This is a genomic window from Tenacibaculum sp. 47A_GOM-205m (assembly GCF_000518405.1).
Classification (GTDB): domain Bacteria; phylum Bacteroidota; class Bacteroidia; order Flavobacteriales; family Flavobacteriaceae; genus Polaribacter; species Polaribacter lutimaris.
Genome location: NZ_JADN01000009.1, coordinates 55,150 through 70,365 on the forward strand (window position 1 = coordinate 55,150; position 15,216 = coordinate 70,365).

Here is a 15,216-nt window from a genome sequence, read left to right on the forward strand (position 1 = left end):
TTTATGCACTTGCATTGGGTAACAAAATTCGTATAGTAGTCCCCACATTCAACTCACTATCTATGAGTAATTTTCCGTTATTCTTTTTAATAAGTGTTTGACAGAGTAACATACCCAAACCTACCCCTTCGGATCTGTTAATTTTGTCAATACTCAAGTCTTCTAATTCTTTAATTTTTGCTAGTTTTTCTTCTGAAATTCCAAAACCTGTGTCTTTAATTTCAATTGTACTAAATTCTTCAGAGTCTTTATAGGTTTTCACTTCAATTTTACCGTTTTCTCCTGTGTATTTTAGAGCATTATCTAACAAATTTCTCAATACTATTTTTAAGGACTCTTTGTCAGCTTTTACCAAAATAGTAGCTTCTAAATTTGTAGTCAGTGCAATGTTTTTAGCTTCAGCGATTTCTTCAAAGTTATAAACAGCCTGTTCTACCAAGGGCTTTAAAGGATACTCTTCTGCTTTAAATGATAACTGGTTGTTTTGCTCTAACGACCAATGCAACACATTGTTTAATAAGTGACTTGTACTTTCAGTTAACGCAATAGCATTGTTAGTAGTTTCACTTACCGCATCGTATTCTTTGTTTTTTAACTGTCGTTTTAGCTTTTCGTGTTGTCGCTTAATTGTATTTATTGGTGAACGTAAATCGTGAGATACCACAGAAAACAAATAATCTTTGGTTTTATTTGCTACGTTTAACTCCTCTTTTTGCTGAGTTATAAACTTATTTTTACTTTTTAACTCTCTATAAAAATAACCTAAAAACCCGAGAAAAATTAATAAACCGGAAGCTCCTACAGCTAAACTCTTTTGTACAAGTGCTTGACGCTTTAATTCTTCTTCTTGTAAAACGATTTCTTGTTGTTTCTGAGCTACGGCTAATTGTTTGTCTTTTTCTGTCAACTCCCAAATTTTATCACGGTTCCAAATAGAGTCTTTCCAATTACCATATTCCATATAATACTCTATACTTTTCTGGTAATTTTTCCTATTCTTCTCTACAACCGCCATATTTCTTGCTGAATTTTGCTTCAACCTTACATCAGAATAAAATTTTGACAAATCATAAGCTTCTTTAAATAATGGAATTGCTTTATCATCTAAATATTGATTGTAATATACATTTGCTAGATCCATTTTAGCACTAATTAAAGCTGCTGTATCTATAGCCTGAATTAAATTTAATTCTTTATTAAAATATTCATTAGCCTTGGCATAATCTTTCTTATAAATATAGCAAAGCCCTAAATTATGATAAATAGTCTTCCTAACACTTCTATTATTTACAGAATCATTTTCTATCCATTCTTTAAAACTCAACACTGATTTATCATACTTCTTACTATTCAAATAAATATTACCTAATAAGTATAATTTAATTTGATTATAAGATTTATCTTCTGAGATTTCAGAAATATTCAATAGAGCCTTAGTGTAAAGTTTATTGATAAACGCACTATAACCTTGAATACAATTAAAAAAATCTTTCTCTTTTTTTGTTCTTGCAATCATTAAAGCTCTATTGCTATAAGCATAACATGAATCGTACTGCTTTTTATTATAAAACTCTATAGCCTTGCAAAAAATTTTATTATTCGATTTTTGACAAATTTCATTTCCTCTTTCATATAGGAAATTTGATTTTTGACTATAACTATTTATTCCAAAAAAGAATATAAACACCCAAAGAAAAAAAAAGTCTTTTTTCAAAATTATTTTTTTGGCATTGTTGGAGGTGGTGGTGTAGCAGGGGTGGTTACCGTACCTCTTTCTGTTACAGGATCATCGTTTACATCACCTAAAATTGGATTCGTATTATTATCTCTAACATAAATCATGTCTGCTAATTCAGCCCCTTCTTCTAACTGATACGTAAATTGTAAGTAATACAAATCAAAATGGCTAGCTTCTTTTTTACAATTAAAATCCACTCTAAAATCTCTACCACTTACTGTAGTGTATCCACCATCTTTATTTAGTATTTTGATTGGTGTAATCCCGTAATAGTTTAAATAGATTTCGTTTCCTTGAAGCTGTAAACCATCTGTCTTTTCAATTGGTTGTAAAGGGTTGTCTGGTAAATACGCTAAAACTGTTACGGTAAAAGGAGTTCCATTACTACCTTCAAACCCAGACATGTTAACTAAAGGCCCTTTCGGTACATTTTCTGAACTAATATTAGTATCAAATTTTCTAAAATCTTTTAATGTCAATGTAACTCCATTAACGTTTACTTGGTTTCCCATGTTTTTATAATTTAAGTTTGGTTATTGGCTAAAATTACAATAAAAAGACTATATAGAAAACCTACTTAAAATAATTTTTAAGTAATACTTTATAAAGTAAATTACTATTCTCTCAAAAAAGAAGTTTAGATAGAAAAAAATTATTATTTCTTTTTAAAATACAATTGTTGTAGAATAACAATTATTGAAGTTGTATACACAGCTGTCATTAAAAAACCTGAAGCCATAACTACGTATTTCATCCAAGTAATACCTGTCCACATTACATAAATACCACCAAAGGTACATACTACAGAAACGAAAGGTTCTATCATTAAAAATAATTTAAGTTTCATACCAATACTTGTAGTAGACAAGATAATAGCCAATAAAAAGAAAATTACTGAAAGTGATAAAATATGGTTATGCACCAATGTTTTTATTTCTCCTGAAGATTTTTTAAACATCATTTTGGTAGCTTCTTCATCATCTTCATTTCCTAAATAACGTTCTTGTATTCCTTTAGAACTCGCATTGGTTGTGTCATTTACAAATGAAAGACCTCCAAAATAGCCTATACTTAATGTGGCTACAAAAACAACTATTAAATGTTTTATTTCTTTAGGAAACTGATGAATAACTCCGTGAACCTGCATTTATAATACTTTATTTTGATGAAGAATTGCTAAGTTTTGAAGAAAGGTATTTACAGCAATTGTCATTGAAGAAGCTGATATAGTTGCCCCTGAAATTGCCATAATATCTTTTTGATACTTCAATTTATCTTTTGATGTTTTACCGTTAAATTGTTTTAACCAGCGCTTACTACCTATCTCTCCACCATAATCTTCACGGTAAATTAACACTTTAGTTTTTACTATAATTAAGTCTTTATCTAACAGAATTAAATAATCGAACTCATCAGTTTTACTCGGAGCTTTATCTACGTAGGCATACCCTATTAATTCGTTTTTTACAACAATCTTAAAAAGCTTTTCTCCTTCAATTTTACGAACTAACAAATCGTTTACATCTTTTGAAATTTTTATTTCCTCTAAATCAAAAGTTTCTACCTCAAAAGTTTTACTTATTTCTTTTGTTACTTTCTTTTGTACATTTTTAGGAATGACAAATGATAACAAGCTAAAAGAAGCTATAAACAGTACAAAAGGAAATAATAGTTGTTTTCTCATGTTACAAAAATATTAGAATTAGTCTAAATAAAAAACAAAAAACGAACCAAATTAACATAATTTGATTCGTTTTTTAGTTTAATATGTTTCAGTTTACATTAGAACCAAACTCCGAAACCTAAGTTTAATTGTTTTATTGTTTGGCTACCTGCTACTGCATTATTCTTTAATTGGTAATCTGCCTTAAATGCAGCTCCTGGTGCTACTTTATAAGTTAAACCAAACGTCCACTCATCACGGTCATAAGCTAAATTTTTGCTAATACCACCGTCTACTGCTGCATGTGTGTTATAGTCTTCATAACGAGCAAAAGCATATAATTGTTGCTTTTTAGTCATTGGTAATAAGTTATAAGCAGCTTCTAAATACCAACCTTGTAACTCACTTCCTAAGGCATCATCAGTATTATTCGTTTCATATAAGTTATTGTATGCTTCAGTATCCGATAAACTAGCATGGATAAACTGACCACGGGCAGTAAAACGTTGATATGCGTAACGAGCGTCTAAACCTAACATGGCAATTCCTACATCAGCACCGTCAATATCTTCAATTGCTCTATCAGATTGTGTTCTACCAAAATATCCTGATAATCCTAAACGTAAACCTGGTAACCCATAGTAATCTACTTTTCCAGAGAAGTTAATATTGTTCATTTTAGATTCAGCTCCTTTTTGGCGACCACCACGTAAACCGTTTTCTCCTCCTAATTTACCTGTATATTCTCCTGTAGCAGCATCATACGACCCTGTATTAAATCCGTTAAACATATAAGCTTGGTAACGTAAAGAAGCTTCATCCCATTTACCAGATAACCCTAAACCAATTTCTCTCCAAGTAGTTGGTACAATTGCTTTATCCATACTTGGTCTTTCAACTCCATTAAATGTAGTTGGTTCGTGATACTCATTTACAATACCCATTGGTACTAACATTAAACCTGCATTTACATTTAAATTATCTGTTAAACTATACTGTAAAAATGCTTGTTCAATGTAAACTTCTTTTACGTGTTCAAATTCAATTTCTGTAACAAATTGAGTTCTTTCGTTAAACTTGTAACCAAATAACATTACAACTCTATGCACATCTAAATTTGCATTTTTTCCTGTTGCTCTATTGTAATGAACCTCACCATAACCACCTACTGTTAATCCTTGTTGACTTAAATTTGAAGATAAAAGACGTTGCGCAGCATTTTGCTGTGTTTGTGGGTTAGTTGGGATACTATCTTTTGGAGCTGTTTGCGCTGATGCGAATAATGATGCTCCTGCTAATAAACCGAAAAATACTTTTTTCATCTTATTTAGATTAATTTTAAACTATTTTTATTTTACGACCGCAAAATTAGTAGAGATAATCAATCTAACAAATTTTATTAAGATTTATTTTAAATAAAATTAACAGTTTTTAGTATTTAATTAATAAACAGCACTTTAAGATTTCTATCCTTTAAAAAAATTAACAATGGCTTTACGTATATCGTATGCTATTTCTTCTTTTTGAGGTGTATATATATTAATAACTCCTTCACTTTTATCCGAAAGCATAGGTATATCAAGTCCTCTTAATAAATAATCTGAAAAGGCAACTGTATAAGTTTTGTCTTCTTCAAGCTTGCCATTTTTAAGTATCCATTCTTCATTTTCTTTCTTAGCATTAAATCGTTGTAAATAAGCTCCTGTTCCAGAAGCTGCTTCTCCAAAATCTAACACTTCTTTTAACAGACTTCCTTTGATCTCTACTTTTAAAACTTCTCCCCCATAAGGTAAAACTCTAAAAATATCAACGGCATTAACATTTCCTGCTAGTATATCGTCTATTCTAACAGAACCTCCATTTACTAATGCACAATCAACCTCATTGTTATAGGCTAAGCTCATAGATTCTGCAATAATCTTCCCCATGTTTGTTTGTACAGTTCTAATTGTGCTTTCTCTTGCATCAAGTGGCTCTTTAGCTGTATATAAAACTTCGTAAGGGTTAGAAACTACTTCTTGAATTTTATTTTGTAAAACAACCTGCCATTTATCAACTACAGCTTGTACTTTTTCATTTGAAACAATTGAATCATTAATTTCTTTTAACTCAGATTTAAATTGAGTTTTCTTTGTTGCTGGATCATATTCAAATCTATGAATATAAGCTGTTTTGGCATTTGCATCTGCTTTTGCTATTACTACCTCTCCTACTTTATCGTAGCTATTTGTGTGTTCGTGCCCTCCCATTATTAATGGTACATTAGGTAGTAATTTTGCTATTTCTTTGTCTTGCGTTAGCGAAGCGTGAGTTAAGCCAATAACTATATCTACATTGTCTTTAATCTCATTATATGCTCGCTTTATCTCTTCGTACATATCACCATAATATACATAACTCTTAGGATTAGAAGGAATACAAACACTTATAAAACCTACCTTTAATTTTGTACCATCTGGATTTGTAAATTCTTTTATGTAAGAATCTTTTAAGCTATGTTTTTCTCCATCAATAGATTTATAAAAATATGAATGCTCACCATCTCTATTATGTAAAACATTGGCAGAAATCCATTCAAATTTACTTTCATTTAATCTCGCTTGTAAGTTTGTATAACTTAAATCGAATTCATGATTACCAAAAGCAACTACATCAAAGTTCATTGCATTCATTACTTCTACCATTTGCTTACCTCTAACACGTTCTCCATTATGTCTCATAGTTCCTATTAAAGATGGTGATAAAAAGTCTCCTGCTAAAACTAGCATTGTTTGCTCGTTTTCTTTAAGTAAATTTTGATGTACTGTTTCTACCCTTGCCATTCCTCCATATTTACCTCCTTGTATTGGAGCTATTTCATATACATCGTTTAGCTGAAGAATTGTAAAATACGTTTTATCAGCATCTTTTGTAAACTGATATTTGTTTGTAGAAGTGTTAGCTGTTTTTTTATTGGAGTTACAACTAACTATAAATAAGGTTATAAAAAGTACTAAAAGAATTCTAATCTGTTTCATTTGATTTTACTTTAAAAAAGAAACCAAATTTACAAATTCTAATGAAGATATTGGCGTGTGTTTTGTCGAATCATTCTTCTATATTCTACCAATTCTGGAAATTGGTAAAAGAAATTGATTTTCTTATGCGCAATCGTTCTAGGTTTTTTAATCTTAGGTCTTAGTACAAAGGCTGTCCAGCTTTCAACAATATCTTCTTCTGGACTTTCAGCAGCGTAATCTGTAAGGAACTCTGTTCTATTATTTAAATACAAGTCATATAATTTTTCAACACAGTTCGCTTCAGTATAGCAATATTTACGCTGAATTACATCCCAACGATTTAACAATGCTCCTTTCCAAAACAAATTAACAAACCTATTGATGTAACTATTTTTATACGCCTCTCCTTCTAAAGTTAAATACAACTCTCCTTCATCTTGTAGTTTTTTATCGGTAGGACGTATTTGTGTTCTGTTTAAGGTAAGTAAATGTCCAAACTCGTGTACTAAAGTGTAAACAGACTCATGAAGTCTTTTTTTATCTTTAGAATAAAAGTTAACATCATTAACATCTATTTCTAGTTGCCATTTGTCATTTTTTGAACTCAAAGCCACCAAAGCACCTGTTTTTTCATCAAGTCCGTCAGTCATTAAAACAATTCTCTTGATATATTTTTTGGTCAACTCTTGAGGGAAAATTCTATTGAATTCATTCCAATAATAAATGGCCAGTTGATCGTTTTTAGATCTATTTCGTATTATTTCACCATTTTTCACACTCCATGTCCCTATTCTCTCACTATCTGTAGCTTGAGAAAAGGCTGAAAAAAAGAAAAATAATATGTATTAATTTCATAATCTTTTAAAAAACTTCAAGTGCTTTATTATAGGCACTTTCAAAACTCATTGGTTTTATATTAGTTTCAACTTTATTTGCTGTAAAATATGACAGTAATTTCTCTGTAGGCATATTACCTGTCAACTCATCTTTTGCCATTGGACAACCTCCATAACCTTTTATAGCCCCGTCAAAACGCCTACAGCCTGCTTTGAAAGCACTATCTACTTTTTCGTGCCATTTGGTTGGTGTTGTATGAAGATGCGCTCCGAATTCAATTTGAGGATAACTAGGTATTAAGTTTGAAAATAAATAATCTATATCTTCAGGTGTTGAACTTCCAATAGTGTCTGACAAAGATAATATCTTAACACCTAAGTTAGAAAGTTTCTCTGTCCATTCTCCTACAATCTCTACATTCCAAGGATCACCATAAGGATTTCCAAACCCCATTGATAAATAAGCTACCACTTCTTTATTTGTTCTATTAGCTATCGTTAAAACTTCTTTTAATGTATCAATAGATTGTTCTATTGTTTTGTGTGTATTACGCATTTGAAAATTTTCAGAAATTGAGAAAGGATATCCTAAATAATCAATTTCTTCAAACTGTGATGCATCATTTGCCCCACGTACGTTAGCTATAATTGCTAAAAGTTTACTTGTAGTAGACGATAAATCTAATTTTGACAAAACCTCTGCGGTATCTCTCATTTGAGGTATTGCCTTTGGTGACACAAAACTTCCAAAATCTATAGTATCAAACCCCACCTTTAACAGTGAGTTGATGTATTTTGCCTTAGCTTCTGTAGGAATAAAATGACTTTTAATTCCTTGCATTGCATCTCTTGGGCATTCAATAATTTTAACACTGTTAACCATTGTGTCAAATATACATAATTTTGGTTCACTTCATCTAATTTAAGATTGCTTCAAACCCTTACAAAAAAAGAACATCACAAATATTTAAAATCCAGTAACTTATAATCAAACTCCATAAAAAAACAATCTCTTTTATCAAAAAAAGTTACTTTTATTAAAACAAACTGTCACAATTTAAAAGTTAAATTGTCTCTAGTATAGAATGATTTCATTGGAGTCGCAAAAAACACATATCAACCAACTAATCGAACGCTGTAAGAAAAACGATAGCACTGCACAAATGCAAGTGTATCAAAGCTATTATAAAGCTATGTATAACACGTCGTTTCGTATTTTAAAAGACGAGTTCGAAGCTGAAGATTTAATTCAAGAAGCATTTTTAACTGCTTTCACAAAATTAAACTCTTTTAAAGGCGAAGTTACTTTTGGTGCTTGGTTAAAACGAATAGTTATTAATAAAAGTTTAACGCAACTAAAAAAAGTAACCCGATATGATGAAGTTAAAATGGATGTGATTCCGAATTATGAAATCGAAGAAGTTGAGATAGATTATAGCTCTCTTGAAGTACAAAGAGTACTCAACTGTTTGCAAAGTTTAAAAGATAATTACAGAATTGTATTGACTTTGAACTTAATTGAAGGCTATGATTATGAAGAAATAGCTCAGATATTGGATTATACTAACGAAAATGTGCGCACAACAATATCAAGAGCTAAAAAGAAATTAAAACAAGTATTGGTAAACGATACTAATAAAACACAAGGATATGGAGGATAAACTACATCAATTTTTTAAAGAAAATGATTTCGATGTTTTTGAACCTCATCAAGGACATTTAGAACGTTTTCAGCGTAAACTAGAAAATCCGAAGAGAAATAAAAAACCTTCAATTTTCTGGATGAGTATAGCTGCATCAATTGTATTAATGTTAGGTTTTTATCTTGGTAACTACCAGCAACAAAAAACGTATACTCTAGCAGATGTTTCACCTAAAATGGCTGAAGCTCAAAACTTTTTTGTTACAACTCTAAACCAAGAATTAAAAGAAGTTGAACAGTTTAGAAGTTTAGAAACCGAAACAATTATTGAAGATTCATTAAATGAAATTGAAGAACTAGAAGACCAATATAACTCTCTTGAAAAAGAGCTTTCTAAAAAAGAAAACAAACGTCAAATCATACGAGAAATGATACAAAATTATCAGCAACGATTAGATGTGTTAGAAAGGCTTCTTTTACAATTAGAGCAATTACAAAACCCAGCAAAATTAGAATTATTAGACGATGAAATTATATAAACTACTTTTCTTATTCTTATTTATTCCTACCATTCTTATCGCTAACGATAGAAAACACGAAAAAAGCAAGAATATTAGCAAAACGTTTAACGTTAACAAAAACGCTACTTTATACATTAACAACAAATACGGAAATGTAAACGTAACTACATGGAATGAAAACCGTATAGAAATCAATGTTAAAATAACTGTAAAAGGTGATGATCTTTCAAGCGTTGAACGTAAATTAAAAGATATTGATATTCAATTTGAATCCACTTCCAGTTTAGTTGAGGCAAGAACTATTATAGAAAAAAGTAAATCTTCTTGGTCTTGGTGGGGAGGTAGCAACAATACAAATTATAAAATTAATTATTCGGTAAGGATGCCCATTACCAACAATGCTGACTTACACAATAAGTATGGAAATATATACTTATTAGATAAACTTGAAGGAAAATCAAATATTAACTGTGATTATGGTAAAATTCAAATTGATCAATTACTTAATAATAACAACAATATTAGCTTAGATTATTGTGGCTCTTCTGAAATCAGCTATATGAAATCAGGAAATCTTAATGTTGATTATTCTAAATTAACTATTAGAAAATCTAACAACTTAAAAGTAAGTGCAGACTATTCAACCATAAAAATTGGGGAAGCCAATGACATTACATTTAATAGTGACTACGGAAGTATTTCTGCTGATGAAGCAACAAACGTAATAGGGAATTCTGATTACGCTAGTGTTAAAATAGGCACACTTAAAAAGAGCTTAAAAATTAATAGCGATTATGGCGGAATTAGAATTCAAAACATCGTTAAAGGATTTGATAAAATCGTTATTGATGGAAACCATGCTAGTATTAAATTAGGAACTAGTAACAGTAATAATTTCAACTTTACAATCGATTTATCTTATGCTAGTTTTGGCTATCCTGATAACAATGTAGAGCTATACAAAAGCATCAAAAAAACATCTAAAAAATACTATGAAGGTACTTTTGGCAAAGGAAATTCGAATTCAAAGATTACCATTAAATCTAACTATGGTGGTGTCTCTTTAAAACTAAATGATTAACCAACTTATAAATTATATTATTATGAAAAAATTAGCAATTATATTACTTACCCTTACTTTCAGCTTACAAACGCAGGCACAAAGTTGGTGGAATTCTAAAAAAGTAAGAGGAAACGGAAATGTTACTACTGAAACACGTAATGTCGGTTCTTTTGAAAAAGTAAGCGTAGGAGGCTCTTTCGATGTTTATTTAATTGAGGGTAATGAAGGTAAGTTAACAATTGAAGGAGAAGAAAACATCTTAAAATATGTTGAAACTGAAGTTAAAAACGGAAAACTATACCTTGGATTTAAAGACAACACTAACATTAGTATGACTAAAAAATTAACAATTACTGTTCCTTTTGAAAATCTAGAATCTGTTTCGCTAGGAGGATCGGGTAACATAATTGCTAAAAAACGTATTAAAGCCGATGAAGTATCTTTTGCTTTAGGAGGTTCTGGAAATATTGTAGCTAATGTAGATGCTAATACTGTTAAGACTTCAATTGGAGGCTCTGGAAGTATTAAATTAAAAGGGAAAACTGACTATTTAAAATGTTCTATTGGAGGTTCTGGAGATGTAAAAGCTTACGAATTAGATGCTAATTCTTTAAAAGCTAGTATTGCTGGATCTGGTGATGTACAAATTTCAGTTAAAAATAAAATCAAAGCAACTGTAGTTGGATCTGGAAGCGTTTACTACAAAGGAAATCCATCTCAAATTGATAGTAACTCTTTAGGTTCTGGAGACGTGGTTGACAAAAACTAAACTCAGTATAAACTAACTACAACTAAAAAATCCGCTATAAATTTACAGCGGATTTTTTATTTATTAATCTATCGGGTCTGTGTACTTAAATGCAATTAAAACCTCCCTTGTATCTAAAACTTTCTCCACAAAATCCTTAAAATCAGGATACTCTTCAGAAGTTATTAAATTAGAGTTTACATCAGCTTCAATATTTATTTCTAAATGATTTTCTTTAATTAATTTATACGAAATAGAAAAAAAATGGTTCTTAAAACTATAAGTTGTGTTCTCTGGTAACCCAACAAACTCTTCATTTTCTTTAAGCTTTATAATTATTTTTTCTCTATAATAATCGGTATTCTCATACTGCCTATAATCTATTGGATATGACCGTTTTTCTAACTGAATAATCGAATTATTATACGGATTTAAGAAGTAAGGCACCTTAAATGTTTGCATACCTCCTACCTTACTTATCTTAATATCAGAAGTTAACTTCATAGTATAAGCAGCCTCTCCTTTATCTTTATTTAAACTTACTTTTTCAATATTAATTAACTTTACTGTTTCACTTGCTCTATTAGAAAGCTCTTGATGTAGTTCATCTTTTAACAATTTACCCTCTTTATTCTTTATAACATCAATATAATAAGACGCTAAATGACCTGTAATCTTACTTCTTAATTCAATATCTGATTCTTCTCTGTTTAAATCTAATTCTGTAACACTTGTAAATGTTGTCTTTTCTCTAGACACTTTATCTAGTTTAAATAAATCATACCTATTTTGAGTTAAATTATCATAAGGTATTTCTAGAGCTGTAGCTTCACGCAAAGACATTGGTAAAGATTTAAACGGAAGATTCTTGTCTGTAAGTTCTAAAAATTGATCTTTACCTTCTATTTTAACTTTTACAATACAATGATTGAAGTCAGTACTAGGGAGTAATAGCTGATTTTTAGCATAATCTGCTGTTAAAATTAAAACCATATTTACGTCTAACTCAGCTTTTTTAGCTAGTACTAAAAACAACGATGAGAAATCTTTACAGTCTCCTAATTTTGTTTTTAATGTTTTAGATGGTTTTTGTGGTACATACCCTCCTTGTCTAAAACTTACATGGCTATAATTTAAATTGTCTGTTATATAATAATATATTTTTTTTGCCCTTTCATTTTCTGACAATTGTTTATATCCTTCTTTAAATATCTCATTAAAGGTCTCTTCAACTTCTTTATCTACCCTTAGTTGTTTTCTTACGATATCTGAATACCAAATTGCAATATCGTTCCAAGAATCTATCGAGCTAATACTTAATCTTGTTACTACATCATTAAATGCAGGCATAAAATCTTCTGTAATAGGGATGTTAGGTATATTTTCTAACTTCCACTCATGAACATAGTAACCTCCTTTTTTATAGCTATTGTAGTTAATTTTACCATTTTTCTCTACATAATTCACTTTTTTATCAATGGTTAAAAATCTATAAACACTTTTAAAAACTGGATGGTACCCTTTAAAAGTATGGCTTAACACATAGTCTTTGTAGAATCTACCATAAGATGAATAAGTTGTTGTATAATCTACGTAAACAACATCGCCTATTTCTAATCCTGAAAAAACAAGATTAGCCCCATTACGATCTGCCGGTACAGTTTCTCCATTAGGTTTTACTATTTCTGCCTTCTTTATTTGATAATCTCCTGATAAACCTAAATTATATTCTTTAAAAATATTAATACCATTGAGTGACGTTACTTCATGAATAAGTGTTTCATGAAACTCTCCTCCTCCTCTTTCATAACTTAGAACAGCTACTTGATTTAATAATGTATTTACACCATAATTATTCGTGATATTCTTGCCTCTATTTTCTTTTATAAAAGTATACGCTTCTTTTAAACTAAACTCATCTAGTACATTTTTTTTATTTTCTAAATCATTAATTTTTTTTCTTAATTTAAGATCAGATGAATTTCTTACTAAAGCTATTTTATATAATTCTATTGCTTCTTTTTTCTTGCCTAACTGGGCATACACATCTCCTTTTGCTTTAACAAAAGAATATGAATTAGGGTAGTTTTTTATTCCTCTTTCTATAAATGGCAAAGATCTCTTATACTGGTTTGTATCATGTAATAATTGAATTAATGTGTACAAAAAATCATTATCGTAATCAAATCTATTTATAACCTCTGTATACAAATCAACAACATCTTCAATTCTATTTTGTTTTTTATAGTAATAGGCTAAATATTTTATTATTTCGGAGTTGAACTCTGATTTATTATACTTTTCTAAAGTGTTTATAGTTGTCTTATCATCATTAAAAAGATTAGTATAAAATTCAGAAAACACAGGTTTCATAGAAGATAATAATGTTTCATCTGCTAACAACTCATCTAACTTCTCTCTCATATTTTGCTTATCTTCTCGACGTAAAAAAATCATAAACTCTGATACCTTTTCCATAAATGGATAATCAATCGAATTCTTTATTTTTTTCATCTTCTTTTCATACGTCTCAATATCTAACCTCATTAAATCATCAAAGTTTTGATACTCTATAAAAGACGATAAATAATATTCAGGGTCTTCCCTTTTTAAATTATCTTGTATCCTTTTTAAGGCGCTATTATCTCCTTTAGTTGTATAACACTTCATTAAACATGAACGTATTAATGAACTTTTTGGGTATTTTACATACCATTCCTCTAAAAGATTAATTGCTTTATTTATTTTTCCGTTTCTGTAATATGTAAGAAACAAGCTAAATTTTGTTAAATTAGTATCATAACTTGTATCATTAAGCCTGTTTTCAAAATATGTTTCCACATCATGAGGAATTAATTTAGCTTTTACTTCTTCTGTATTCCTTTTTTTATAATTTCTTTCCTCAAAAGAAACCTCATAATTATTTAAAGATTTACCTTCTAAATCCTCTAAACGCAAAATAAAATAAGGGGTTCCGCCATTAGTTGCTAACTTAACCAACACTCTATTAACGCCCTTTTGAAGGTTAACCTCATAAGTATAAGCATCTAATTCTGTGTAATATTGATCATCATCTTCTAAGACTAACGCATCATTTAACCAAAGACGAATCAATCCCGATTTTCCTATTTTAAATCGAACTCTCTGGTCTTTTGAAGAATTAATAAATGTTTGAGCATAATGAACGCCTGCACCATATTCTGAGTGATTCGTAAAAAAGTTATACGCTTCAGTATTATTTGATGATTTATACCATTGTGCATCTCCATTACTTTGAGCATCAAAAACGACTTTATTAGACACTTCTTCTTCTGGGGGATAAGACATATCTATACCACTAGAATTTAAATTTTCAAAAACACCACAATATTCCCATCCTCTAACCGCATTAATATTACTCATTAATTCGGTGTAAGCAGTCCAATCTTTAAGATGTCTTTTTGTTATAGATTGTAAGTAAAAAAGTCCATTCTGAACTGTTGTATTTTTTATTTTAGATGCATCAATTAAGTGCGGTGAGTTATATGTTTCAAAATTAAATCCTGCATCAAAATAGTCGCTAAAAAAATAAGTCATTGTCCAATTAGAGAACATATAATTTTCATAGTCTTCATAATTAGAAATCCTTTTTAAAAAATTATAGTCACTTCTCATGTTTCCATTTTCCATTTCTACTAATTTCTTCAAAACGAGATTTTCTACATCATCCTCTATATTTAGTTTACCTACTAAACTATTGGCTTTTTCTCTATTGTTATTTAATAAAGCCTCCCATATTTTGGTGTTTTTTTGTGCATATAAAGTTGACGAAAGAAATAAGAAAAGTGCATAAATAAATATACTTTTCATTTTTGAATAAGTTAAATAATAAGTCATAGTGAATTTTAAAATATAGCATTTTTGAAATATCCTCAAACCTAAACAAATAGAATAAAATATCCTAAAAATCCACAAAAAAAGTCCGCTGTTCACGAACAGCGGACTTTTTATTTATTAAAAACGACTA

At 29.7% G+C, this 15,216-nt stretch carries 13 protein-coding genes; 4 read left to right on the forward strand and 9 right to left on the reverse strand.

Annotated features, from left to right (window positions below; all coding sequences use genetic code 11):
- Position 1: 1 nt before the first annotated feature.
- The 8 genes from N534_RS0110870 to N534_RS0110905 form a co-directional block, all read right to left on the reverse strand.
- Positions 2–1,714 carry a tetratricopeptide repeat-containing sensor histidine kinase gene (locus N534_RS0110870; protein ID WP_156025603.1) on the reverse strand — a complete coding sequence of 571 codons (1,713 nt, stop codon included), beginning with the start codon at positions 1,712–1,714 and terminating at the stop codon, positions 2–4.
- A gap of 2 nt (positions 1,715–1,716) precedes the next feature.
- Positions 1,717–2,250: a hypothetical protein gene (locus tag N534_RS0110875; RefSeq protein WP_028892514.1), complete on the reverse strand. Its 534-nt coding sequence runs from the start codon at positions 2,248–2,250 to the stop codon at positions 1,717–1,719.
- A 143-nt stretch (positions 2,251–2,393) separates the two neighbouring features.
- The gene (locus tag N534_RS0110880) at positions 2,394–2,885 is read right to left on the reverse strand and encodes a hypothetical protein (RefSeq protein ID WP_028892515.1); all 492 of its coding nucleotides are present in this window, start codon (positions 2,883–2,885) and stop codon (positions 2,394–2,396) included.
- Positions 2,886–3,422 carry an FMN-binding protein gene (locus tag N534_RS0110885; RefSeq protein ID WP_028892516.1) on the reverse strand — a complete coding sequence of 179 codons (537 nt, stop codon included), beginning with the start codon at positions 3,420–3,422 and terminating at the stop codon, positions 2,886–2,888.
- A 98-nt stretch (positions 3,423–3,520) separates the two neighbouring features.
- Complete coding sequence (locus N534_RS0110890) at positions 3,521–4,723, reverse strand: hypothetical protein (protein ID WP_028892517.1); 1,203 nt, start codon at positions 4,721–4,723, stop codon at positions 3,521–3,523.
- Positions 4,724–4,867: 144 nt separating this feature from the next.
- On the reverse strand, positions 4,868–6,418 hold the full coding sequence (locus N534_RS0110895; protein ID WP_028892518.1) for a bifunctional UDP-sugar hydrolase/5'-nucleotidase: 1,551 nt from the start codon (positions 6,416–6,418) through the stop codon (positions 4,868–4,870).
- Positions 6,419–6,456: 38 nt separating this feature from the next.
- On the reverse strand, positions 6,457–7,176 hold the full coding sequence (locus tag N534_RS0110900; protein WP_028892519.1) for a hypothetical protein: 720 nt from the start codon (positions 7,174–7,176) through the stop codon (positions 6,457–6,459).
- A gap of 85 nt (positions 7,177–7,261) precedes the next feature.
- A complete protein-coding gene (locus N534_RS0110905; RefSeq protein ID WP_028892520.1) occupies positions 7,262–8,119 on the reverse strand; it encodes a hydroxymethylglutaryl-CoA lyase in 858 nt (285 codons plus the stop codon).
- 202 nt (positions 8,120–8,321) lie between these two features.
- Between N534_RS0110905 and N534_RS0110910 the strand changes: the two genes are divergently transcribed.
- From N534_RS0110910 to N534_RS0110925, 4 genes are read left to right on the forward strand one after another with little or no spacing between them, the layout of a single operon-like run.
- A complete protein-coding gene (locus tag N534_RS0110910) occupies positions 8,322–8,897 on the forward strand; it encodes an RNA polymerase sigma factor (RefSeq protein WP_051435906.1) in 576 nt (191 codons plus the stop codon).
- Complete coding sequence (locus N534_RS0110915; RefSeq protein WP_028892522.1) at positions 8,887–9,417, forward strand: hypothetical protein; 531 nt, start codon at positions 8,887–8,889, stop codon at positions 9,415–9,417. The genes N534_RS0110910 and N534_RS0110915 overlap by 11 nt, the downstream gene beginning before the upstream one ends.
- Positions 9,404–10,480 carry a hypothetical protein gene (locus tag N534_RS0110920; RefSeq protein ID WP_028892523.1) on the forward strand — a complete coding sequence of 359 codons (1,077 nt, stop codon included), beginning with the start codon at positions 9,404–9,406 and terminating at the stop codon, positions 10,478–10,480. The genes N534_RS0110915 and N534_RS0110920 overlap by 14 nt, the downstream gene beginning before the upstream one ends.
- A 22-nt stretch (positions 10,481–10,502) precedes the next feature.
- Positions 10,503–11,231, forward strand: coding sequence for a head GIN domain-containing protein (locus N534_RS0110925; protein ID WP_028892524.1), 729 nt, complete (start codon positions 10,503–10,505; stop codon positions 11,229–11,231).
- 63 nt (positions 11,232–11,294) lie between these two features.
- Here the strand turns inward: N534_RS0110925 and N534_RS0110930 are convergent, their stop codons facing one another.
- Positions 11,295–15,059 (reverse strand): transglutaminase domain-containing protein, encoded by a 3,765-nt coding sequence (locus N534_RS0110930; protein WP_197017715.1) that lies wholly within the window; start codon positions 15,057–15,059, stop codon positions 11,295–11,297.
- Positions 15,060–15,216 lie beyond the last annotated feature (157 nt).

What these genes read in the sequence shown, in the direction of transcription:
- N534_RS0110925 (WP_028892524.1), top strand. Translation starts at nt 10,503, where the DNA reads ATGAAAAAATTAGCAATTATATTACTTACCCTTACTTTCAGCTTACAA.
- N534_RS0110930 (WP_197017715.1), bottom strand. Translation starts at nt 15,059, where the DNA reads ATGAAAAGTATATTTATTTATGCACTTTTCTTATTTCTTTCGTCAACT.
- N534_RS0110875 (WP_028892514.1), bottom strand. Translation starts at nt 2,250, where the DNA reads ATGGGAAACCAAGTAAACGTTAATGGAGTTACATTGACATTAAAAGAT.
- N534_RS0110905 (WP_028892520.1), bottom strand. Translation starts at nt 8,119, where the DNA reads ATGGTTAACAGTGTTAAAATTATTGAATGCCCAAGAGATGCAATGCAA.
- N534_RS0110915 (WP_028892522.1), top strand. Translation starts at nt 8,887, where the DNA reads ATGGAGGATAAACTACATCAATTTTTTAAAGAAAATGATTTCGATGTT.
- N534_RS0110885 (WP_028892516.1), bottom strand. Translation starts at nt 3,422, where the DNA reads ATGAGAAAACAACTATTATTTCCTTTTGTACTGTTTATAGCTTCTTTT.
- N534_RS0110895 (WP_028892518.1), bottom strand. Translation starts at nt 6,418, where the DNA reads ATGAAACAGATTAGAATTCTTTTAGTACTTTTTATAACCTTATTTATA.
- N534_RS0110880 (WP_028892515.1), bottom strand. Translation starts at nt 2,885, where the DNA reads ATGCAGGTTCACGGAGTTATTCATCAGTTTCCTAAAGAAATAAAACAT.
- N534_RS0110910 (WP_051435906.1), top strand. Translation starts at nt 8,322, where the DNA reads ATGATTTCATTGGAGTCGCAAAAAACACATATCAACCAACTAATCGAA.
- N534_RS0110890 (WP_028892517.1), bottom strand. Translation starts at nt 4,723, where the DNA reads ATGAAAAAAGTATTTTTCGGTTTATTAGCAGGAGCATCATTATTCGCA.
- N534_RS0110920 (WP_028892523.1), top strand. Translation starts at nt 9,404, where the DNA reads ATGAAATTATATAAACTACTTTTCTTATTCTTATTTATTCCTACCATT.